This is a genomic window from Acinetobacter sp. CIP A162 (genome assembly GCF_000367905.1).
GTDB lineage: Bacteria > Pseudomonadota > Gammaproteobacteria > Pseudomonadales > Moraxellaceae > Acinetobacter > Acinetobacter lwoffii.
The window spans coordinates 438717-462465 of sequence record NZ_KB849158.1 but is presented as its reverse complement, the minus strand read 5'-3'; the positions used below and the strand labels follow the sequence as shown (position 1 = coordinate 462465).

The following is a 23749-nucleotide window of genomic DNA, read 5'->3' as shown; positions in this document are numbered from 1 at the left end:
TCTTATAGGAGAACTTGTAATCTATGCGCTTGCAGCACAGGTTATGGTTTAAGCAAGCTACCATTATGCAAATCTTAAATTAAGAACATAGCGTCGTTGTCTAAAATCAGTTTGCCTATAAATCTTCTAAAGGCAGCTGGAAACTCTGTTTAATAATCTGGCTGGGTAAATCCGTTTTGACACTGGTAATACCATTTTTTTTAGTTAGATGTGTGGACTGGAATTTGCGATAACTTTCCAGATCAGGCACCACGACTTTCAACATGGCATCGCTCTCTCCCAAAATAATGTAGCACTCCATCACCTGAGGCAGTTCTTTCATCGCCTCAATAAAGGTATCAATGGTTTCGGCATCCTGACCGACTAACCAGATGCGTGAAAATAAAATCAGCTGAAAACCAATTTTTTGTTGGTCGACAATAGTCGTGTAATTCTGAATCACGCCTGCATCTTCCAGTAATTTTACCCGGCGTAAACAGGATGAAGGTGAAAGTCCGATTTCACGTGCCAGATCATTATTCTGAATACGGCCATTGGCCTGTAAATGTCGAATGATATTTTTATCAATTCGATCAAGTTTTACCCGCACAGACTTGGTGGATATTTTCATAAATTAGAATAATATTCGAAAAATAATACTTATTATAAAATAAATTGAAAGCCAATTTTGTAAAAAATCGCAGATACTTGTTTCACTTTCTGGAGTTTGAAAGGAAAAGGAAATGTCTGTATTTGTACTCTTTGCACTGACCGTGCTTCCCCTGATTTTTACGCCTGGACCCGATATGTTATTTATCCTGTCTCAAGTGATGGGTAAAGATGCAAAAGCAGGCATGATGGCAACCTTAGGGGTGTGTTGCGGTTATCTGGTGCATTCTATTCTGGTGGCACTCGGAATTGCGGCTATTATTATCTCTTTTCCGGTGCTGTTTGAAACAATTCGCTGGCTTGGGATTGCGTATCTGTTGTATTTGGCCTTTAATTTGCTCAAATCGGTATTCAGTAAAAAAGCGCTGAACATTGAGAAAAAGACCTCAGCCAATCCGATTAAAAAAGGTTTTTTTACTGCGCTGTTAAATCCAAAAGGCATGTTGATTTATTTTGCGATTTTGCCGCAGTTTATTGATAAATCCGCCAATACTGTCAGCCAAGGTTTGATCCTGTCCTTTATTTTTATCAGTCTGATTTTTGTAGTGTATTGTAGCTTAAGTATTTTGTTCAGCAAAATCAGCCAAAAAACCCAAATGGATGAACGTAAACAAAAATGGGTGGATGGAACTTCTGGTGGTTTACTGGCACTTGCTGCAAGCTGGCTCATCATCAATTAATCTGGTTGCAAAGAAGCATACTGTTCGCAGTATGCTTTTTTTATAATTGCGAAGATTTGAAATTAAATATTCACTTTGTCGGCGTAGAATTCAATGCGCTGGTTTATTATTTGGTCAATTTGTCTTTATATTAGGTTTAATTCGCTCTCAAAAAGAGTTCTGTCCAAAATGACAAAAGCTGACATACGTATATTCCGGCTGTTTTGCTTCAAGCTGCTTTAAATCAATTTAAATTAAATGTGATCAATCAAAACTTCTGATGTGATTAATCAGATAAAAAAATAATATAAATCAATGGTTAAATTTTAAGTAAATATTGATACATTTCATTGTAATAAAACGATAACAATTAATTGTGAACGCATCGTTCAGGGAAAATTACGCATTTTTACACCTCTTTGTTGAATTGTGACTTGACCGAAATGCCGTACACATTGCAAGATAGGGCACCTAAAAAAATTTAAGTGAAGAGTTACACTAACTTTTCTCAACATTTACATTTGCTAAAACAGCCGAGGATTACATGAAGGCTCTTGTTGCTGTAAAACGTGTGGTTGATGCCAACGTTAAAGTTCGTGTTAAACCGGACAACAGTGGTGTTGACTTAACTAACGTTAAAATGTCAATTAATCCATTCTGTGAAATCGCAGTGGAAGAAGCGGTTCGTTTAAAAGAAAAAGGAACTGTTTCAGAAATCATTGTTGTTTCTATTGGTCCTAAAGAAGCCCAAGAACAGATTCGTTCTGCAATGGCGCTTGGTGCTGACCGCGGTATTCTGGTTGAAGCTGATGACAGCCAACTGGGTGCGCTGGAAATCGCTAAAATTCTGAAAGGCGTTGTTGACGCTGAACAACCACAATTGATCCTTCTGGGTAAGCAAGCAATTGATGATGACTCGAATCAGGTTGGTCAGATGCTTGGCGCTCTAATGGGTGCAGGTCAAGGTACATTCGCTTCTGAAGTAAAAGTAGATGGCGATAAAGTACAAGTAACACGTGAAGTAGACGGCGGTTTACAAACTGTTGAGCTGAAACTTCCAGCAATCATTACCACGGACTTGCGTTTGAACGAGCCTCGTTATGCGGCACTTCCAAACATCATGAAAGCGCGTAAAAAACCGCTGGATACCAAGTCACCTGCAGATTTCGGTGTAAACCCTGCAACTAAACTGAAAACAGTGAAAGTTGAATCACCTGCAGAGCGTAAAGCTGGCGTACAAGTGAAGTCTGTAGACGAGCTTGTAGAAAAATTGAAAAACGAAGCGAAAGTGATCTAATACAGAAGGATAAAAATCATGAGTATTTTAGTTATCGCTGAGCACGACAACAAAGCATTAAACGCTGCTACTTTAAACGTTGTTGCTGCAGCGCAAAAAATCGGTGGTGATATCACTGTATTGGTTGCTGGTTCTGGCGCTCAGGTAGTTGCTGACCAAGCGGCTAAAGTTGCGGGCGTAAGCAAAGTATTGCTTGCTGATGACGCTGCTTATGCAAACCAATTGGCTGAAAACGTGGCTAAACTTGTTGCTGAATTAGGTAAAGGCTATACACATATCCTTGCTGCTTCTACAACAACTGGTAAAAATATTTTACCACGTGCAGCTGCGCTTCTTGACGTAAGCATGATCACTGACATCATTGCGGTAGATGGTCCTAAGACTTTCAAACGTCCGATCTATGCAGGTAACGCAATTGCAACTGTAGAATCAGGCGAAAACATCGTATTGGCGACTGTTCGTGGTACAGCATTTGATGCTGTAGCTGCTGAGGGCGGTTCTGCTGCTGTTGAAGCTGCTGCGTCTACGGGTGATGCGGGTATTTCTAAGTTTATCAACGAAGAAATCGTAAAATCTGAACGTCCTGAACTGACAGCTGCGCGTATTGTGGTTTCTGGTGGTCGTGGTGTAGGTTCTGGTGAGAACTATCACAAGATCCTTGATCCATTGGCCGACAAGCTTGGTGCTGCTCAAGGTGCATCACGTGCTGCGGTAGATGCTGGCTTCGTACCAAACGATATGCAAGTGGGTCAAACTGGTAAAATCGTTGCACCTGACCTGTACATCGCTGTAGGTATCTCTGGTGCGATTCAGCATTTGGCTGGTATGAAAGAATCTAAAGTGATCGTTGCGATCAACAAAGATGAAGAAGCGCCAATCAATGCAGTCGCTGACTACTGGTTAGTCGGTGACCTGAACACTGTAATTCCAGAATTGGTTTCTAAAATCTAATTTCTGAATCGGGTTCAAAATACGCTCTTGTGCAAGCAGTGAAAGCAATGCTTTACTGTTTTGTCCAAGGGCGTTTTTTTTATGCAAAAATTTTAAAAATACCCGGCAGTCGAAACTAGAGTATTTCATTTGCATGAAAAGTGATAAAATCCCGGTTTGCTTTTTCTCCTGTTTTTAATCATGTCCTTTTCCAAAGCCGCCCATATCCTGTTCATTAGTTTTCTGCTGATTGCGCTTTATCTGGGTATTTGTATTCATACTGCCCTGAATGCACCGCCTGCGGTGACTCAGTATTTATTTAGTGAATCAGGCGCTTTTGAAGTCATGAGTCCATGGTTATGGTACTTGCTGGCAGTGCTGTGTTTGCTTAATGTTGAAATCAAGCCCAATACCCGAGTGTTTACGGCTATAGCAGCGATATTGTTGGGATTACGGGAAATGGATTTTCATAAGCAGGTGTTTGAAATTAGCTTTATCAAAACGAATTTCTATCGTAGTGCTGAAATTCCGCTCATGGATAAGCTGCTCGGATTTATTTTATTGCTCGGGATTATTTTTGTCTTTCTGATATTGGCGAAAAAATTGGTTCAAACCATACGAAGCATGAAAGATTCTTTGAATATTGCACATTTTTTTATCTTCCTTACCATTGCCTGTGGCGGACTAAGCAAGGTGCTCGATCGCACGACTTCAACCCTGAAAGATGAATTTGGCATCCAGTTGGTGCCGCATACACAAATCATGATTATGACTATTGAGGAAGGGGTGGAGATGTTATTGCCAGTTTTATTGATTGTGGCTGTGCTGAGCTATCGTAAAGTACTGAACCAGGCACAATAAAAATATAGAAAAAACGATGAAGATGCGCCAGTTGATTGGCGCATTTTGTTTTTGTACTCCTGTATTTCTCAAAATTTTGGGTATGGAAAAATCCTGTCTGGATGTGCTGGTTTTCGGTTTTGAAATAACAAGAAAATGATCACTAAAATGAAGATAATTAACAAGGTTAAGCTGAATATTTCGACACAAAAATACAAGTGTTTATGCTATAATTTAGGGCTGTATTTTAGTTTTTAACTCAGTCGTTTGAGTTAATGATTTTGCTAGTTTTACGACATATAAATACAAGCCAAAACTGGCTTGTAGAATAAGGAGTATGCATGAGCGTATCGGAAATTAGACCGATTGCCATTGAGGATGAACTTAAAAGCTCATATCTCGATTATGCGATGAGCGTGATTGTGTCACGTGCATTGCCCGATGTACGAGATGGTTTAAAACCTGTTCATCGTCGTGTGCTTTTCGCAATGCACGAATTAGGCAATGACTATAACAAAGCTTATAAAAAGTCTGCACGTGTAGTCGGTGACGTGATCGGTAAATATCACCCGCATGGTGATTCTGCCGTATACGAAACCATTGTACGTATGGCGCAAGATTTCAGCTTGCGTTACCAATTGGTTGATGGTCAAGGTAACTTCGGTTCGGTCGATGGCGATAGCGCAGCAGCCATGCGTTATACTGAAGTGCGTATGCGTAAACTGACCCACGAACTGTTAGCGGATCTTGAAAAAGATACCGTCGAGTGGGAAGACAACTACGATGGCTCTGAGCGTATTCCTCAAGTCATGCCAACCCGTGTACCGAACTTGTTGATTAATGGTGTCACTGGTATCGCAGTCGGTATGGCGACCAATATGGCGCCGCATAATATGACTGAAGTTGTGAATGCGTGTCTGGCCTATGCTAATGATCCTCAGATCAGCATCGAAGGATTGATGGAACATATTTCTGGTCCGGATTTCCCGACAGGCGGTATTATTTACGGTAAATCAGGCATTGTCGATGCTTACCGTACCGGTAAGGGTCGTTTGCATATCCGTGGTAAGTACCATTTCGAAGAAGATCCGAAAAATGGCCGTACCACCATCGTATTTACTGAAATTCCATATCAGGTCAATAAAGCAAAAACCATTGAGCGTATTGCTGAACTGGTCAAAGAGAAAAAACTCGAAGGCATTTCAGAGCTTCGTGACGAGTCTGACAAAGACGGTATGCGTATCGCGATTGACCTGAAGCGCGGTGAAAACGCCGAAGTGATCGTGAACAACCTGTTCCAGAACACACAACTTGAAAACTCTTTCAGCATCAATATGGTTTGCCTGGACAATGGCCAACCAAAATTGATGAATCTGAAAGACATCATTGCAGCGTTTATCCGTCACCGTCAGGAAGTGGTCACGCGTCGTACCATGTTCGAATTACGCAAAGCGCGTGAACGCGGTCATATCTTGGAAGGTTTAACCGTTGCTCTGGCGAATATTGATGCCATCATCGAAACCATCAAGAGTTCTGCGAATCCGGCTGAAGCGCGTGAGCGTTTGCAGGCAGGTGAATGGGCTGGTGGCGGTGTTTTGGCATTGCTAGAAAAAGCCGGTTCGGTTTCTGTGCGTCCGGATGAGATTGAAGGTGAAGACCCAAGTCGCCCCTTTGGTTTGGATGGCGAGATTTATCGTCTGTCACCGACCCAGGTGAATGCGATTATGGAACTTCGCTTGCACCGTTTAACCGGTCTGGAACAAGACAAGTTACATGCTGAATATAGTGAAATCCTGTCACAAATCGCTGAACTGACTGCAATTTTGAATGACTTTAATCTGTTGATGAACGTGATTCGTGAAGAATTGGCATTAATTCTTCAGCAGTATGGCGATGCACGTAAAACATCGATTGTCGAGTCACGTATCGATTTCTCTCGTGAAGATCTGATTCCTGAAGAGCAAATGGTTCTGACGGTATCGAAATCAGGTTATGCAAAAACTCAACCATTGTCTGACTACGCTGCACAGCGTCGTGGTGGTCGTGGTAAGTCTGCGACTAGCATGAAAGAAGATGATTACATTCAACATCTGATTGTGACTTCAAGTCATGCGACAGTACTTTGTTTTACCAACGTTGGTAAGGTCTATCGTCTGAAAGTGTATGAAGTGCCGCAAGCATCACGTGGTGCCAAAGGCCGCCCAATGGTGAATTTGCTGCCACTGGATGAAAACGAGACCATTACTGCGATCTTGCCTGTCATTGACGCGCCGAAGAAATTTAAAGAACGTCTGGCTGACTTCAAGGCATTTGTAAAAGCCAATGCAGCGCAGTTGCAAGCCAATGAAGTGATCAATGCTCATTTTGCCGAGCTTGAAGCTGCCCTGACTGAATCTGAAGATGGTGCGGATGATATTTCTGATGCATTGCGTATTCAATTGAAACAGTTGGGCTTGGAGCTTTCTGCAACAGACCTTGATGATGACATTATCAATGACTTTGCTCAGCAGGCTGAAGCGGTACGTAAAAACTTCTATGTGTTTATGGCGACTGAATACGGTACGATTAAACGTGTAGAGCTTGAACAGTTCTCAAATGTTCGTTCAAACGGTTTACGTGCGATTGAGCTGAATGGCGATGATACCTTGATTGGTGTAGCGATTACTGATGGCGAACAGCAAATCATGTTGTTCTCGAACGAAGGTAAAGCCATTCGCTTCGCAGAGACTGATGTACGTTCAATGGGCCGTTCTGCCAAAGGTGTACGTGGTATGCGCGTGACTATTGGTGCAGCTGCACAGCTAGAAGAAAATGATGAAACTGAGATCGAGTCTGATGACGAAGATGGTTCAGATTCAGCATTGATTAGCCGTATTGTGTCACTGGTGGTAGTACCTGAAACTGGCGAAGTACTGTGTGCATCTGAAAATGGTTATGGTAAACGTACTCCAGTAGACGATTTCCCGACCAAGAAACGTGGCGGTAAGGGCGTGATTGCGATCAAGACCTCTGAACGTAACGGTCAATTGGTGGGCGCTGTTGCCATCGATGCTTCTAAAGAACTGATGCTAATCTCTGATGGCGGTACGCTGGTTCGTACCCGTGCATCTGAAGTGGCGCAAACCGGTCGTAACGCACAGGGTGTTCGTCTGATCCGCCTAGGTAATGAGGAATTGCTGGTTGGTGTCGTTTCAATCGAAGCGGTTGAAGAAGATGAGTTTGTTGAAGCGATTGAAGGTGCAGAATCTTTAGTAGCAGAAACAGATGTAGCAGCTGAAACTGAGCAAGTTGCAAAAGATGGTGAAAATTCAGTAGAAGAATAAGTTTTTTACTGATAAAAAGGGCGCTTCGGCGTCCTTTTTTATAAACCTTGACTGCATAAGGGTAAGCGATGAAAACCAAATTAATGTTGTTGGCAGCAGCGGTTGCATTGACTGGCTGTAATTCAATGGACAATATTCCGAATCCGAGTCCTGAACAGGAAAAGGCGGCACAGCTGGCTTATGAGGATTTGCGTGACGGGAAATATGAGGAATTTCTGGATCAGTTAGAACCGCAGTTGCAAACCCAGTTTAAGGATAATGAAAAGCTGATGAAACGCTTTTCACGTTCAATTCCTCAAGGTGAATACAAGTCTAAGACTTTAATGACCAAAGAGATCGAAGAAGTAACCAATCAGCCTGGACAATATAAGGTCAGTTATGAAATTGCCTATCCGGAGAATCTGGTTCAGTATGATGTGAGTTTTGATAAGCCGAATGGTAGCAACAAGATTCGTAATTTCAATATTCAGGTCTTTGGCGAATCAAGTAAATAAGTGGAATAGGCGCATTGCTATAATGTTCTATCTGCTTTGATGACCAGAAATTAAACGTCGATAAGCCAAGAAAAAGCACATGCTGCCGATCATTCCAAGATAGAGCAGTTTAGGCAAGACTAGCTCTGTAGGCACACCCATTTGATTGAGTTGAATAAACATCTGCACAATTTGGGTGGAAGGCAGGATTTCGCCAACGACTTGCATCCAGGTGGGCATGGCGGCATGCGGCCAGGCCGCACCAGATAAAAAGAATAGTGGAATGGAAGTGAATACAATAACATGCCCCGCACGTTCTGGCAGATCCAGAAAACTGGCAAATAGACAGGTCATGCCAATTATTGTGTAGATAAAAACCGGAACAGCCAGCAGCATCCCAAGCAGGTTGCCACCGCGCGGATAATCAAATAGCCAGAAGCTAAAACCGAATAAATAGAAACATCCCAGACAGCCAATAGTAAAGACCGCTAAACACATCCCAATCAATGCATTTGCGTTTAATTCTACTTTTCTTTCCCGATATACCAAAATCAGCATACTCAAACCCAAAAGAATGGTTTGGTGAATAATTAAAGGTGCAACCGCAGGAAAGACATAGCTGCCATAGCCGGACAGCGGATTAAATAAAGGAATTTGATGCACAGAAAGGGCAGGTGAAAAATCCGAGATCTTGCCAAAGCGTTCAGTATAATCTGTCAAAGTTTGCTCAACTGATGTAGCTAAGCCCAGACCAATTTGTTTGGTCACTAAAAAGTTGGCCGTGCTTAAATACAGTCCAATGCCGCCTGTTTCACCATGCCTTAAGCTTTGCGATAAATTGTCCGGTAGCAGTAAAATGCCATCGGCTTTTTGAGATTCAACCCATTGTTTGGCTTCGGCAAAATTGCCGGTAATCGCCTCAATTTCTACATTGGGGCTTTGTGCCACCTGACCAATAATACGGGTGCTTAAGTTACTTTGTTCTTCATCGACAATAATAATCGGTAAGGCTTCAGCCTGCTGTGCCTGATAAGCGGTTGGATAAAAAAAGCTGTAAAATAAGACGGATAGAATAAGCGTGGTAAAGATCGTGCCGTGACTGACAATATCCTTGAAGCTTTGCAGATAGTAAAACCAGAGGGATTTCATTGGACTGCTCCTTTAGCTATTTTTTTAAGAAACAGATAAGCCAGCAAAGCGTAGACTAGGGCATAGATCAGCAGCATTAATCCAGCTTGCAGTGAAATATGCAATGGACTACCAATCACCCATTGTTCAGTTTGTAATTTGGCATAGGGCGTAAACGGAATAATATTGGACCAAAACTGGGTGAATAGGGGCGCATTATTTAAAGGTAAAGTCACACCGGCAAAACTTAAAGATGAACCGCCATAGACCGCAATGATGCCAAAAGATTTACTTAAATCTTTGGTTGCCAGAACCACTGCACTGCTTAAAAATGCATAAGCGCTATATAGCAGAAATTGTGCCGATAGAATCAGGCTGAGCGAACCGGCAACAAACCAGCCGCGAATTTCAATCAGCCAGAACATCCAGATCCAGGTCCATAGACTAAAAATAGCCACATAGACCAGGTTCTTAGACAGCAATGCCATCCAGATGGATGAGTTGCTGACCCAGCTTGTTAAGGTCTGCCGCTTCAGTTCCTGACCGACGGAAAATGCCACACAACAACACAGTAGTAAATGCAGAATTGCCGGAATGACATAGGGTTCCAGATAGAATTCATAATTCAGCTGCGGATTATACAGTGGCGATATTTTGATATGCGGTGACGGTGCTTCGAGAGAGGGCAGCCGGTTGCCCAGATATTGCTGTCCGCTAAATTCAGCGAGTGCTTGCAGGGTACTAACCAGCATGGCAGACGAAATGGTATTTCCGATACTGAAATAACTCTGGTTAAAGGCAATACTGATGTCAGCATCCTGAGCACGAACCAGACGTTGCTCGGCGCCGCTTGGAATATGGATATAACCCCAAATTTTATTTTGATTTAGCAGGCGCTCAATCTCAGCTGTTTGTTCCGACACCGTAGCAATTTTAAGAGTATGATTCAGCGCCACATGCTGATAAATGCTTTGACTCAGCGCACTCTGGTCTTGATCAATAATCGCAATCGGTAAATGATCCGGTTTCCCTTGAGCAAACATGCTGCTGAATAAAATAATCACCAGTGCAGGTGCCAGCGTGACCAGACACAGATCCCATTTTTCTCGGAGCAGATAGCGCAGTTCGCGCCATATACCCGTCCACATTATCGGGTCTCTTTCAGTTTAAATAACACGCTCATCCCGACTCTGAGTTCAGGAATTGCTGGTGCGGGCACAAGATGCAGCTTAAAACTTCGTACATCATAACCGCCGGTTTGGCGTGTGGTCTTAATGGTGGCAAATTCGCCCTCGGCACTGATCTGCTTGATTTTAAAAGTGGCGGTTTTATCTAGGGCGGGAATATAACCTTCAATACTGCTCATTTTCTGAAATGGGGCATATTGGTCTTCACGAATATTCAGGCTCACCCACATTTGATCTTCAATCAGACTGACTACAGGGACTGCGGTGGCTACCAGCTCCGAGACTTTGCCATAGGTTTTAGACACCGTTCCGTTTACAGGTGCAACTAATTGAGTTTCTGCTTCTAAAGCATTGGCTTCATCCAGCGCAGCCTGGGCAATATCTACCTGTGCATCGGCAGAACTCTTTTGCTGCGAAGTGCTGCCACGTTTGGCACGTGCATATTGCTGATACGCCGCCTCTGTCATTTGCGCCGCTGATTGACTGGCTGCATACAATTCATCACGGCGCTGGCGTGAAATCACACCTTCCTTAAATAAATTTGCACCACGCTCATAAGAAACTTTGGCTAAATTTTGCTGTGCTTTCAGCGATTGCCAGTTGGCATACAGACTGGCGATATTTTCTTCCTGCGAGCCACGTTCAGCAGTCGATTGTAAGGCTAGCGCAGATTGTAAAGCCGCTACGGCTTGCTGTTTTTTGGCCTGAATTTCCGGGCTGTTTAAGCGCACCAGCACATCGCCTTTTTTGACCCGCTGACCTTCTTCTACATAGATTTCTTCAATACGGCTTGGCACTTTGGTCGCCACCTGAACCGTTTCAGCTTCTACACGACCCTGCAATTCCAGCGGAGCCGGTTGGTAGCTTTTCCATAATCCAAATGCGATGACTGCCAGCAGAACTGGAATCAGGGCGAGCAATAAATATTTTTTCTTTTTAGCGATTTCAGGAGCTTGTTGTTGCTCGGTCGAAGTCGTCGCGTTGTTTTCTATTTCAGTTTTTGTTTCTACCTGTTGCGCAGGCGATTTTTCTGTATCGCTGGATGAAGCCGCTTCATTCACAGGATCATTGGGTTTTTGATCTTCGTTCATGTTCGGCTCCATTAGCGAATATAGTGAGTGTTGGTATGTTGGATGTAGTTCGGAAATTCTGCAATCGAGCCATGGCTTTGTAATAGTGTGGCCAGTGACATCACATATTTGTAAGCATTCAAGGCAGTTTCGGCTCGTAGTCCGCTCAGCATATTTTGTGCATCGATGACCTGTATGGCGGTGCCCATATCTTCTTTAAAGGACAATTCTTGGATGCGTAAATTTTCCTGTGCGGCTTTCAAGTTTTGTGCCAGAAGCGCATCACTTTGCTGTGCGCTGAGTGCTTCGCTATAAGATTTATAAATCAGATTTTCAATTTCCTGCTGGGTGCGTGCAGTGAGTAATTCTGTAGCAGAGCGTTTGAGTTCGGCAGCCTGAATATTTTTGTTTTTATCGATCCCGGAAAACAGGTTATAGCGTGCGGCAACCCCGACAATCCAGTTTTCATTTTGATCCAGACTATATTCGCCAAAAGCAAAAACATTCGGTTTTTTTGCCGCTTGCTGGGCTTTGACATTGGCTTGAGCCAATTGGGTATCCAGCTGCATTTTTTGAATCAACGCAGAGTTCTGACTAAAGGTTTTCAGCAGATGATTTAAGGCCTGTGGCTTGGTTTTATTGACAAATAAAGGCGTTGAAAGCTCAGTGATGCTACTTTCCTGAAGCAGATTATTCAGATGGAAAAGGGCAGCATTCAAATTGGCTTGCGTGTTTTGCTGGCTGCGCTCGGCATTATTGCGTGCCACTTCAAACTGCATGCGGTGGCCTTTACTGATAAAACCTTGCTGTTCCATCTTTAAGGCATTGCGATAATGCTGCTGCATGGCATTCAGGTTAAACAGCGCAGCTGCATGCAGTTGCTTTTGAAGCTGCACATTGAAATAACTTTGAATCAGTTCAAAACGCTGCGTGTCTTGCTGCTGTTTGTTGCTGAGCTGACTACGACCGACCTGAATATTGGCGATTTCTTTAGCGCTGCTTGTCAGTCCACCGGTATAAAGCGGCATCATGACTGAAATCGTCGGGCGAATCACCTGATCATCCAGCACGACATTCGAACTATCAGGAATTAAGCCAACTCCATTTTGGATAGGTTGTCTTAAACTATTTTTTAGTGGGTCAGCCAGACCCCCTAAGTTCAGTTCATCAATTCTATTATTGACACCATCCGTTAAGGATTGCTCTAAATTATTTTTTAATGCACCTAAAGGTAGATCGAGTTCATTATGAAAGGCATACGCACGAACATTCAGGTCGACTCGTGGCAGACCTATACCTTTCACTGCTTCAGCTTCAAGTTTTGAAGCCTGCTCCAGACTTTGATAGGCTTGGCTGCTATAAGAGTTTTGCAACAACTGACGTTCAGCGTCCTGAAAGCTGATGCTCTGCGCATGAGCAAAGCTGCCATACATCATCGATGCAAGCAGATTTAACCCCCAGACAAGCTGTCTTTTATTTTTCTTTAAGTTCATAAAGTCGCTAAACTGATTTAAAGCCGATAATGTTATCCGGCTAGTATAAATCAAAGGTTTGCAGATAGAACTAGTGTAAAGTTATAATATTGTTTCTTTTACATCTGTATTTCAAATACTTATCGGCTGTTTTTAATGGAATATCTAGAATCAAAAAATGGCTTAATCTTGAATATTTTCAATTGTTAGTTCAAAGATGATAAAAACAGCAGGCTAAAATACTGGTCAATTTATCTTGTGAATCTACATTGATTTTTTGACTCTATCTTGACTCATAGATTGAAATAATTTTGTGCAAGACCCTGCCAGATATGGTTAAATGCCATCATTTTATTGTGTTTCACTCTGAAAGGAAAAATCATGCGCGCGTACAACTTCTGTGCTGGTCCTGCTGCATTACCGACTGCCGTACTTGAAAAAGCTCAAGCTGAAATGCTTGACTGGCATGGCAAAGGTCTTTCGATCATGGAAATGAGCCACCGTAGTTCCGACTATGTTGCCATGGCTGAAAAAGCGGAAGCAGACCTGCGCAAACTCATGAATATTCCTGAGAATTACAAAGTATTGTTCTTGCAGGGTGGGGCATCACTACAGTTCTCGGCAATTCCATTGAACTTGCTTGGCAAAAACAACAAAGCAGACTATATCGATACCGGCATCTGGTCAGAAAAAGCTTTGAAAGAAGCGCAACGTTATGGCGATATCAATGTTGTAAAAGCAGGTGTCCAAATTGATGGCAAATATGCGATCAGTGCACAAAGCGAATGGAATCTTTCTGATGATGCAGCTTATGTGCATTATGCCGATAATGAAACCATTGGCGGTCTGCAATTTGCTTCAATTCCTGAAACAGACAAGCCATTAGTTTGCGATTATTCATCTAGTATTTTATCTGCGCCAGTAGATGTCTCTAAATTTGGTTTGATCTATGCGGGTGCGCAAAAGAATATCGGGCCTGCTGGTTTAACGCTGGTGATCATTCGTGAAGATTTACTTGATCAAGCCAAACCTGAAATTCCAAGCATCTTGAAATATTCAGATCAAGCGAAAAATGGCTCAATGGTTAACACACCATCAACTTATGCATGGTACTTGTCTAGTCTGGTGTTTGAGTGGTTGCTAGAAAATGGCGGTGTAGATGCCATGCACAAAGTGAACCTTGAGAAAGCTAACTTACTTTATGGTTATATCGATCAAAGCGATTTTTATGCGAATCCGATTGCAAAAGCAAACCGTTCGATCATGAACGTACCATTTACTTTGGCCAATGCTGATCTTGAGAAACAGTTCCTGAAAGAAGCTGAAGCGCAGCATTTATTAAATCTTGCTGGTCACCGTTCGGTTGGCGGTATGCGCGCAAGTATTTATAATGCCGTGCCTTTAGAGGGCGTGCAGGCATTAGTGAACTTTATGGATGACTTTGCCAAACGCAATGGTTAATTCCTGAAACGAAAAAACCCAGCACAAGCTGGGTTTTTTATGAATACAATAATTTTAGAAAATAAAAGTATGCAGGATGAATCCGCAGATCAGCATCCCCAACATGAAAAAAAGGCAGGACATCATATCAATATTATAGCGGGAGCTAAGATGATGCTCGACCTGTTGTAATGTTTCTTCTTGCACGATTTTCATAGATATTTATTGTCCGATCTATTTATCGTTAATACTAATTTGTTGTGAGTATTTTTATCATAAAAAATTGATTAAATAAAGTACATTTTTAATTAAAGAGCATAAATTTTCATTTTATTTAAATATCAGATTTGCACGACATCAGATTATTTATATGAGAAATCAAATGCTTATTTTTACAAGGTTTTTAAGGTCATTTTAAATATTTAAAATGAATTCATTTGAATTTAAAAATGTGGATAACTTGGTTTTTAATGACTTTAAATAGATTATTAAGCCAGAAAATATGTATAAAAAATAATCAAAAAATAAAATGACAAATAAGAATATAGATGGATTAAAAGAAGATACCCATCAAAATGAATATCTTCTTTATATGTTTGAACTTAAGCTGCTTTTCTATAAATATTGGCCTGAATCCACAAGTTTCCACGAATATACTGGCCAATCTGGAAGTTTTTGTACTGGTCATTCCGCGTTGCAATCCGGATCAAGGTCGCAGGCTGGCCTTCGTCATGAATCAGGGTGACATCATACAGGGTGTAGTCCTGATCCATAAATTGCATGGTAGTTTTACCGACAATATTGCCCTGAAACCAAGCTTCATCTTCCTGACCCATGGTTTCGCCGTATAGATAAGCCACCATTTTAGAAAAATCTACAGTGACAGGTTCTTTATCTTCTTCAGACTGCGGCTGCCAGGCATCAATCTGTTCCTGCAGATTATCCGGCGCTACACCATTATTGGCAGCCAGAATATCATTCAAGGCACGGTGGTGCTTGATCGAAGCCGGATCATCAACCACCAGATGCTCATGATCTGTGACCGCTTCAAGTTCATAGGCCCAGCCATTCAGATTCACCACATAGGACTGGTCTTTTTCATAATGTGGGTGATTGACGCTATACAGGCTATCGAAAGCGTAAATAATATTGTTAGCACCCAGATTCAGGCGCAATACAGCTTGGGTGTTGGATTTACAGGAAATAATCCGGTCAATCGTGGCTTTCACCTGATAAGGACTGTCAAAGCACGGAAATGCAGTTTTTACTGCTTGAGGTTTGTTGTTTTCGACGGCAATCACTTGACTCAACTGTACCGCAGCTTTGCTCGGTCCCTGAATCAGCCAGGTCTCTGCATCCATATCACATTCTTGTGTACAAAGGCCCATCGGCATGATTGGTTCATCAAGAGCTTTGCCTAACCACTGTGGAACATCTGTGCCAGGGTTGTCGGTGAGCAAGGTCCAATGTTCGACATGACTACCGAAATTTTGATCATCAATGGTGATGATCTCTGGGCTATTCTGATTTTTCATATGCACAATTGATCTTGGATGATGTATTTATAGTTAATCGAGGGTCATTGCGATTTTTCAAGTCAATCGAATGAATTTTAAAATTAAAATGCCAGTCAAATGAAGTCAATTTTTTTTCTCGCGTGAATCATGCCAGTTTTACCGGGCACATACTTTTTAAAATATTGATGACAGATGCAATGAAAATGGAGCGATTTAATCATCAACCTGATCACTGCAATTTGCTAGAATAACCATGATTTATACCTTAATGGGAAGCCCTGTGTTGCCATTCAAACTTTGGGTCGATGCCGATGCATTGCCCCGTATGCTGCGAGATGTGATTATTCGTGCTTCGGATCGCTATCAGCTGGAAGTCACTTTTGTTGCCAATCAGCCAGTCGGAATCACACCTTCGGTCAGAATTAATTCAATTCAGGTGATGAGTGGGGCGGATGCGGCAGATAAAGAAATTATTCTGCGCATGAAAGAGCATGATATTGTCATGACCCAAGATATTCCCTTGGCTGCGGAAGTGATTGAAAAAGGCGGTATTGCGATTCATCCCCGTGGTGAAATTTATACTACGGCCAATGTGAAAGCGCGCTTACACCTGCGCGATTTTATGGACAGCCTACGCGGAGCTGGCGTGCAAACGGGCGGTCCGCCACCGATTTCAGAGCGGGATAAACGCGAATTTTCCAGTGCACTCGATCAGACCATCCAAAAACAAAAACGTAAAACTTCCGCGCTTTAAGCCTTATTCAGAGTGACTCGCATGCCCACACAAACCAATATGATTGCCACCTATCTTTTATTGGTTTTTATCTGGGCGACGACACCGCTGGCTATCGTCTGGAGTGTGACGGATTTGCATCCGCTCTGGGCCCTGGCATTGCGCTTCTTTCTGGCTTTGCCTTTTGCATTTGCCTTGTTGTGGCTATTTAAAACCCGTTTTCCCTTAGATAAATTATCCATGCACAGTTACCTGGCTGGCGCATGCAGTTTTATCGGCTCACAGATTTTCACTTATCTGGCCACGGATTATCTGAGTTCAGGCATTATTGCCCTGATGTTCGGACTGGCGCCGATTATTACCGGTTTAATTGGCCGTTTTGTATTTCAGCTTAAGCTCTATCCTTCGCAGTGGGGTGGTATGGCGATTGCCTTGCTGGGTCTGGGCATTATCTGTGTCGGTGGCAAAGATCAGCATATTCAGCCGATTGGCATAGGCCTGATGTTGCTCAGTGTTTTTATTTACTGTGTTTCGATGTTCTGGGTGAAAAAAGTTAATGCACCTCTCGAACCTATGGCACAAGCGGCCGGTTCTATTGCTGTTTCAGCGGTCATGGCCTGTACCATGTTGCCATTTATCTGGCAATTTGCACCAACCCAGATCCCACAGGCAAAATCGCTGATTGGACTCAGTTATGCTGTAATCATGGCTTCCCTGATTGCGATGTTCTGTTATTTTAAACTGGTGCAGAAAATCAAGGCGACCACTTTGTCATTGACCACCGTATTGACGCCGATGCTGGCCTTATTTGTCGGGGTGATTCTGAATGATGAAAAATTATCGGGTGGGGCTGTCTTCGGTGTCGTTATCTTACTGGCTGGTTTGTTGTTATATTTTTCCAGAGAAATTAAAGCGAGCTATAACGCTCGCCTTTCATCACCCAGCAGCACTGACTAAAGCAGTAATTTAAACAAAGTGAGCCTTGACGCATTCACCCAGTTTGACACGGTCTTGGGGATGCATGGTAATAAAATATGCACCAGTCCGATATTTGCCATTTTCTTCTTCGCGACTGTAGGCCACCTGAGCGGTTGCTGCAATATGGAAGAAATTTTCCGGATGACTCAAAGTCACGTGCAGATAGGTGCCTTCAGCGATAGGGCGCTCATTAAAGAAACTAAAACCGGTTTCTGAAAAGTTCACTTGCTCTGGCACAGGTAACATGCTTTGTACAATTGCGTCATACAAAGAACCGGTAATAAGGTTTAACTTTTGATTAAATAAGGATAAGATTCGAGCAATTTGTTGATCTTTTTCAGATAATTGTTCTAATTCGTAGTTAACCGCATGATCAAATTGATCTAGTTCTGCAAGTAGTAGAAAATAGCGGGGCAAGACGAAGTTAGGATCGTAAGGATCATTCAAGGCAACATCATCGGAAATAATCTGATAATTAATTCGTAAGGCAGCATCGATTCGAGACATGACGCGTCTTTCCGTAAATCCGTTTGGATGCTGTACATTTTCCATAATTTATTACCTCGGACTAGATGGTTATGTTCAAACCAATCTCGCTGTATATAGGGTTGAAATATACTCGCGCACGGCGTAGTAACCACTTCATTTCTTTTATCGCGTTGGTCTCAATGATCGGCCTCACACTCGGTGTGGCAGTCCTCATTACAGTGTTGTCTGTGATGAATGGTTTTGACCGAGAGTTAAAGAATCGTGTCTTAGGAATGATACCTCAAGCGACTGTTTCCTCAACACAAATTTTAACAAATTGGCCAGAACTTGCAAAGCAAATTGAAGGGCATGAGCATGTTCAGGGAGTCGCACCTTTTACTCAATTACAAGGCATGCTGACCGCACAGGGTCAGGTCGCCGGCATTATGGTCAGCGGGATTGAACCCGAGTATGAGAAAAAAGTTTCAATTATACAAAACCATATGGTTGAGGGCAGTATCGACAGCCTGAAAAAAGGTGAATTTGGTATTGTTTTGGGCAAGCAAATGACCGATGCCATGGGTGTGGGTTTAAATGACAATATTACTCTGGTTTTGCCAGAAGCCACCCCATCACCAGCTGGTGTCGTCCCGCGTTTCAAGCGTTTTAAAGTGGTGGGAATCTTCAGTATTGGTGCTGAAGTTGACTCGATGATGGGTTATATCGCTTTAAATGATGCCTCGACCTTGCTGCGTCTACCGGATGGTGCGCAGGGTGTGCGTATGAAGCTGGATGATATTTTCCTGGCACCACAAGTGTCTCAGGAAATTGTGCGTGATTTGCCGGGGAATTTCTATGCTTCGGACTGGACTTATACCCATGGTAATCTGTTCAGCGCGATTCAGATGGAAAAAGCCATGGTCAGCCTGCTTTTATTCCTGATCGTTCTAGTCGCGGCATTTAATATTGTGTCTTCACTGGTGATGGTGGTGACGGATAAAAAATCGGACATTGCCATTTTAAGGACTTTGGGGGCTTCACCTGCCACCATTACCAAAATCTTTATGGTGCAAGGTACCGTGATTGGGGTGATTGGAACTTGTGCAGGGGCCATCCTCGGGATTATTGCGGCAACCAGTATCAGTAGCTTTATTGGCTGGCTCAACAATACTTTAGGCCTGAATATGTTTGATGCCTATTTTATTAACTACTTACCTTCGTATCTGCGCTGGCAGGATGTCTTGGTGATTGTAGGCTTGTCACTGGCACTCAGTTTTGTCGCGACAATTTATCCGGCTTTACGTGCAGCAAAAATTCAACCGGCAGAGGCTTTGCGTTATGAGTAATCTGATTTTAGATGCCCAGAATATTCACAAATCCTTTACCGATGGCAAGGCCACTGTCGATGTGATTCGCGGCTTGTCGCTACAGGTAAAAGCAGGTGAGTTTGTTTCGATTGTAGGTTCAAGTGGTTCAGGCAAAAGTACCTTATTACATGTTTTGGGTGGATTGGATCGCCCGACGTCAGGTCAGGTCATGGTGAATGGCCGCCGTTTTGATACCTTGTCTGAAGCAGAACGCGGTTATGTGCGGAATGAGCATTTGGGCTTTGTTTATCAGTTTCATCACCTGTTGCCAGAATTTACGGCACTGGAAAATGTGGCCATGCCGCTGATGTTACGCGACAACATGAAGTTTAAGGAAGCCAAACAGCAGGCCGAATATTTGCTGGAACGTGTTGGTCTTTCGCATCGTCTGACTCACAAGCCGGGTGAATTATCCGGAGGTGAGCGTCAGCGTGTAGCTTTGGCGCGTGCAGTGGTCGGTAAACCTAAACTGATGATGGCCGATGAACCGACCGGAAATCTAGACCGCAAGACTGCAGCAAAGATTTTTGAACTGCTGACCGAATTGCAACGTGAGTTCAATATGGCGATGCTGATTGTGACGCATGATGAACAGCTAGCCCATGCAGCAGATCGGATTTTACATATGCAGGATGGTCTCTGGATTGAACCATAAATAACGAGAATATTCGCATTTGATTGAAGCTCACTCCGGTGGGCTTTATTATTGGGCAAAATAATAACAAGATAGAATAAGATTCAATGTTGCAGTGGCTATGTATTGGCTGGATTTTAGGCCTTGCGTGTATGGGGAAAAGTTTCCTGTCTGTTCAACTGAGCGGAACGGCAGTTTTGATCGTTGCGCTGTTGTGGTATCTGTGTTGCCATAAATTAAAGCTCATCTTGAATACACCACTGAGAAGCCTGTTGATCACTGGATCAAGCCTGCTTTTGGGACTATTTTTAGGTCATGCTTATGCCAATCTGCAACTGGCTGAACGTTTATCCAAGCGAGAACACGAGGTATCTGAAAAAGAAATCGTGGTCTATATCAAAGAGCTGAATAAACTGGGCGATCAGAATATCCAGCAAGCCCTGCATGTGCTTAACCCTGATGGCACTACAGTTAAGTGGATGGGTTTTCTGCCAGTTTCAGATCCTGTCATATCCAGTTTAGGAAATGATGTAACCAAACAGCAGACTCTTGAACTGGGACACTATTATTTATTACAAGGCCAGATTCGACCTAACCATAGTTATGCGACACCGGGTGCTTTTGATGCAGAAAAATGGGCCTTGCAGCAAAATGTTATGGCCGGGTTTAGGATTAAACATATCCAAGAGTTGCAACCGCAACAACTCTATGCACTAGGTCATGCTAAATATCTACGTCAGCAGAAAAATTTGAATCAGCGATTTTTGCTTTGGGTAGAACAGCAGCGACTGACCTTAAGAGAGTTTGTGGCCACACAACCAGTACAGCAGAAAGGCTTGTTACTGGCTCTATTAAGTGGTGATGAAAGTCTCTTGGATCAAGCGACGGAACAGCAATTCCAGCGTTTTGGCATGAGTCATTTACTGGCGATTTCCGGACCGCATGTCCTGATCTTTGCCTTTATCGTTTGTGGAGCGTTGCAATATCTGATTTCAAGGTACGTACCGCAGATTTATCTGAAATGGCCAAGGCAGTATTTTTTGAGTCTGCCTTTTTTGTTATGTGTATTGCTGTATTGTGCCTTTGTCGGTTTTGAAATTCCGGCGTTACGCACTTTACTGATTTGTGTGATTGTGACTTTTACGCTGCTGCTCAGGCAAAGTATGCAGCCATTAAAACTGCTGATTTTAAGTGCTGCCTTATTGTTGCTCTTTGATCCTTTTAGCATTTTGTCGGCCGCATTCTGGCTGTCTTATGGGGCCTGTTTTGTCTTGCTGCGGATCTATCAAACCATTCAGCAGCAACCGCATCAAACAGTACAAACAGCATTACAACGACTGTATTTTGCAATAAAAGTTTTGATGGAGTCGCAGTGGAAAATCTTTCTGGCCCTGTTTCCCTTAATGATGTTGTTTTTTAAGCAGGTGGCTTGGATTACCCCGCTAAGCAACCTGGTGGCTATCCCGTGGATTGGCCTGCTGATAGTTCCCGTAGATATTCTGGCGGCTTTATTATTTTTCATCTCTGAACCACTTTCGAGTCTGCTGTTTCAGCTCAATGATATTTTTATTCATATGCTGCTGGCATTTCTGAATCTGCTTGATCGGCTGTTTGCGCCACAACTGATTCCGGTAGCCATGAATGTCTGGATGATTGCTCTATGTATTTTGGGCTTGTTAATTGTCTTTTTGCCGCGTGGCTTAGTGCCCAAAAGCTGGACAGCAATTGCCTGTGTACCGCTGTGCATTCCTCAACTTAATCAGCATGCATTTCAGCTGTCTGTTCTGGATGTCGGGCAGGGACAGGCCATCTTCATTCGTGACGGGCAACACAGCATGATGATTGACATGGGTGGTTATTATAATGAAGAAAAATTCAGTATTGGCCGGCAAGTGATTATGCCGTTTCTATCTGTGCAAGGTGTTGGAGAACTGGATCGACTAATTTTGACTCATCTGGATCAGGATCATAGCGGTGCTTATTTCAGCATTAAAGATCAATTAAACATCAAGCAAGTGTCATCCAATCAGATGCCTGAAACCGCTACTTCTTCAAGCTTTCAGTTTTGTTATGAAGGACAGCAATGGCAATGGTCTGAAGAGATTAACTTTAAAATTCTGGCACCTCGGCAGCAGCAGTTAAATATGCCAAACTTCAATAAAAACGACCGATCTTGTGTGATATATCTGCAAGTTAAAAATGCCGGACCGTATCAAAAATTTTTACTGATGGGGGATGCGGGTTGGGAAACTGAATATCAGTTACTCCAAAATTATCCGGAACTTAAAGTCGATGTGCTGGTACTCGGCCATCATGGCAGTCAGCACAGTTCAGCCTATCAATTTTTAGAAGTTTTGCGACCTAAATTGGCGATTGCCTCGGCTGGGAAATTTAATCGCTATGGCCACCCGAGCCAACTGACGCAGCAACGGTTAAAAGCTCTTAATATTCCCTTATTGACCACGGCAGAACAGGGGAGTGTACACTTCCAGCAACAAGGCTCAGAACTGGTGCTTTCTGCCGAACGACATGAATGGCGGTGGTTGTATCGTCAGCCTTTAAGTCACTGATTCCAGCATCGGCAAAACTTCATAGGCGTCTTGTGTTCTCAACGCATTTACTTTGTCCAAGGCTTGTTCATGTTCAAGTTTATAGAGATTTCCTAAATCTTGATGCGCATTAAAGCGTTTATAACTCCAGTGATAATGTTCCGGATGGCGGCGAATTAAATTTTCAATACTGTTGATAATGACTTGCGTACCTTGATTGGCATTGCCACTATAAATTTTTTCATCAACCGTTTCGATAAAGATATCGAATCCATCTGCAGTATTACGTAGAGCATATAAAAACAGGGCGCGGGCTTTGGTCTTTTGAATCAGCTTGGCACTTAAATTGCTGGTGGCCAAAGGCACTCCAAAATAAGGAATATATTCACCACCGACATTTGGGGTATGGTCTGGCAAGATCACGGTGGTGCCACCTTGTTTTAAGGCCTTAAAAATCTGACGGACGCCAGATTCATCGGTCGGCACCAGATGTGCCTGTTCGCGGCTACGCGCAGCCCGTACAAACTGATCCGCTGCCTGATTTTTCACCGGTTTATACATAATGGTCATTGAGGTGAACTGGGCAATATAGGCATTCATAATTTCCCAGGTACCAAAATGTGGCACGATTAACACTAGGCCTTTATTTTGTGCCAGTGCATCATGCAGTAGATCTTCGCCAATGACGCGATGCACCCGTTTGATATTTTTCTGATTACTTGAACCCCAAATGGTAAAAAACTCGAAATATGACATTAATTCATTGCGAACCGCCGCACGGTTAATACGTTCACGTTCGTCATTGGACAGTTCAGAAAGGCTGATCTCGAGATTGAGGCGAATAATTTCCGAAGTTTTGGTGACTTTGAAACTGTTCACAATAAAGGCCAGAAGACGGGCCATCCATCGAGAAACCGGAAGCGGTTGGCGGCTAATGTATTTGAGTAAACCGTAAGCTGAATTCCGTGAGTCCTGTTTGGTCATTGATTTAATATAAGTACAAAAAAAGAGAACAAAATTTATTATAGGCGAAAAC

21 protein-coding genes are annotated in these 23749 nt (G+C 42.9%); 13 read left to right on the top strand and 8 right to left on the bottom strand.

The window, feature by feature from the left end:
- Positions 1 to 115: 115 nt before the first annotated feature.
- Positions 116 to 610, bottom strand: coding sequence for an Lrp/AsnC family transcriptional regulator (locus F995_RS04870; protein WP_004645712.1), 495 nt, complete (start codon positions 608 to 610; stop codon positions 116 to 118).
- 112 nt (positions 611 to 722) lie between these two features.
- Here F995_RS04870 and F995_RS04865 point away from each other — a divergent pair, with 112 nt between their 5' ends.
- From F995_RS04865 to F995_RS04840, 6 genes are all read left to right on the top strand, one after another.
- Positions 723 to 1328 (top strand): LysE family translocator, encoded by a 606-nt coding sequence (locus F995_RS04865; RefSeq protein ID WP_004645711.1) that lies wholly within the window; start codon positions 723 to 725, stop codon positions 1326 to 1328.
- A 523-nt stretch (positions 1329 to 1851) separates the two neighbouring features.
- Positions 1852 to 2604: an electron transfer flavoprotein subunit beta/FixA family protein gene (locus tag F995_RS04860; protein ID WP_004280496.1), complete on the top strand. Its 753-nt coding sequence runs from the start codon at positions 1852 to 1854 to the stop codon at positions 2602 to 2604.
- Between the two features lie 18 nt (positions 2605 to 2622).
- Positions 2623 to 3555, top strand: a complete 933-nt coding sequence (locus tag F995_RS04855; RefSeq protein WP_004645709.1) for an FAD-binding protein — start codon at positions 2623 to 2625, stop codon at positions 3553 to 3555.
- A gap of 180 nt (positions 3556 to 3735) precedes the next feature.
- Positions 3736 to 4395 carry a hypothetical protein gene (locus tag F995_RS04850; protein ID WP_004645708.1) on the top strand — a complete coding sequence of 220 codons (660 nt, stop codon included), beginning with the start codon at positions 3736 to 3738 and terminating at the stop codon, positions 4393 to 4395.
- A gap of 320 nt (positions 4396 to 4715) precedes the next feature.
- Positions 4716 to 7697 (top strand): DNA gyrase subunit A, encoded by a 2982-nt coding sequence (gene gyrA, locus F995_RS04845; protein WP_004645707.1) that lies wholly within the window; start codon positions 4716 to 4718, stop codon positions 7695 to 7697.
- A gap of 68 nt (positions 7698 to 7765) precedes the next feature.
- On the top strand, positions 7766 to 8191 hold the full coding sequence (locus F995_RS04840; protein WP_004645706.1) for a hypothetical protein: 426 nt from the start codon (positions 7766 to 7768) through the stop codon (positions 8189 to 8191).
- Positions 8192 to 8218: 27 nt separating this feature from the next.
- Here the strand turns inward: F995_RS04840 and F995_RS04835 are convergent, their stop codons facing one another.
- Genes F995_RS04835 through F995_RS04820 form a run of 4 tightly spaced genes read right to left on the bottom strand, consistent with a single transcriptional unit; the run spans position 8219 to position 13048 of the window.
- The gene (locus F995_RS04835) at positions 8219 to 9319 is read right to left on the bottom strand and encodes an ABC transporter permease (protein ID WP_004645705.1); all 1101 of its coding nucleotides are present in this window, start codon (positions 9317 to 9319) and stop codon (positions 8219 to 8221) included.
- Entirely contained in the window at positions 9316 to 10446 is a 1131-nt protein-coding gene (locus F995_RS04830; RefSeq protein ID WP_004645704.1) for an ABC transporter permease, read from the bottom strand. Before F995_RS04830 ends, F995_RS04835 begins: the two co-directional genes overlap by 4 nt.
- A complete protein-coding gene (locus F995_RS04825; protein ID WP_004645703.1) occupies positions 10446 to 11576 on the bottom strand; it encodes an HlyD family secretion protein in 1131 nt (376 codons plus the stop codon). The genes F995_RS04830 and F995_RS04825 overlap by 1 nt, the downstream gene beginning before the upstream one ends.
- A gap of 11 nt (positions 11577 to 11587) precedes the next feature.
- On the bottom strand, positions 11588 to 13048 hold the full coding sequence (locus F995_RS04820; protein WP_004645702.1) for a TolC family protein: 1461 nt from the start codon (positions 13046 to 13048) through the stop codon (positions 11588 to 11590).
- A 360-nt stretch (positions 13049 to 13408) separates the two neighbouring features.
- On the opposite strand from F995_RS04820, the gene serC reads away from it, so the two are divergent.
- The gene (serC, locus tag F995_RS04815; protein WP_004645701.1) at positions 13409 to 14488 is read left to right on the top strand and encodes a 3-phosphoserine/phosphohydroxythreonine transaminase; all 1080 of its coding nucleotides are present in this window, start codon (positions 13409 to 13411) and stop codon (positions 14486 to 14488) included.
- A 39-nt stretch (positions 14489 to 14527) separates the two neighbouring features.
- Entirely contained in the window at positions 14528 to 14659 is a 132-nt protein-coding gene (locus F995_RS17085) for a hypothetical protein (protein ID WP_005103875.1), read from the top strand.
- Positions 14660 to 15069: 410 nt separating this feature from the next.
- On the opposite strand, the gene F995_RS04810 is transcribed toward F995_RS17085, so the two are convergent.
- Entirely contained in the window at positions 15070 to 16002 is a 933-nt protein-coding gene (locus F995_RS04810) for a hypothetical protein (protein ID WP_004645699.1), read from the bottom strand.
- A 250-nt stretch (positions 16003 to 16252) separates the two neighbouring features.
- On the opposite strand from F995_RS04810, the gene F995_RS04805 reads away from it, so the two are divergent.
- Together F995_RS04805 and F995_RS04800 are read left to right on the top strand one after the other, a co-directional pair.
- Complete coding sequence (locus F995_RS04805) at positions 16253 to 16738, top strand: YaiI/YqxD family protein (protein ID WP_171054293.1); 486 nt, start codon at positions 16253 to 16255, stop codon at positions 16736 to 16738.
- A gap of 21 nt (positions 16739 to 16759) precedes the next feature.
- Positions 16760 to 17674 carry a DMT family transporter gene (locus F995_RS04800; protein WP_004645697.1) on the top strand — a complete coding sequence of 305 codons (915 nt, stop codon included), beginning with the start codon at positions 16760 to 16762 and terminating at the stop codon, positions 17672 to 17674.
- 9 nt (positions 17675 to 17683) lie between these two features.
- Here the strand turns inward: F995_RS04800 and F995_RS04795 are convergent, their stop codons facing one another.
- Positions 17684 to 18247, bottom strand: a complete 564-nt coding sequence (locus F995_RS04795) for a PilZ domain-containing protein (RefSeq protein WP_004279140.1) — start codon at positions 18245 to 18247, stop codon at positions 17684 to 17686.
- Positions 18248 to 18273: 26 nt separating this feature from the next.
- On the opposite strand from F995_RS04795, the gene F995_RS04790 reads away from it, so the two are divergent.
- From F995_RS04790 to F995_RS04780, 3 genes are all read left to right on the top strand, one after another.
- A complete protein-coding gene (locus F995_RS04790; RefSeq protein WP_004645695.1) occupies positions 18274 to 19509 on the top strand; it encodes a lipoprotein-releasing ABC transporter permease subunit in 1236 nt (411 codons plus the stop codon).
- Positions 19502 to 20185: a lipoprotein-releasing ABC transporter ATP-binding protein LolD gene (lolD, locus tag F995_RS04785; protein ID WP_004645694.1), complete on the top strand. Its 684-nt coding sequence runs from the start codon at positions 19502 to 19504 to the stop codon at positions 20183 to 20185. Before F995_RS04790 ends, lolD begins: the two co-directional genes overlap by 8 nt.
- Positions 20186 to 20271: 86 nt before the next feature.
- Entirely contained in the window at positions 20272 to 22734 is a 2463-nt protein-coding gene (locus tag F995_RS04780; protein WP_026055727.1) for a DNA internalization-related competence protein ComEC/Rec2, read from the top strand.
- On the opposite strand, the gene F995_RS04775 is transcribed toward F995_RS04780, so the two are convergent.
- Entirely contained in the window at positions 22723 to 23697 is a 975-nt protein-coding gene (locus F995_RS04775) for a lysophospholipid acyltransferase family protein (RefSeq protein ID WP_004645691.1), read from the bottom strand. The two genes, F995_RS04780 and F995_RS04775, sit on opposite strands and share 12 nt — an antisense overlap.
- Between the last annotated feature and the right edge of the window lie 52 nt (positions 23698 to 23749).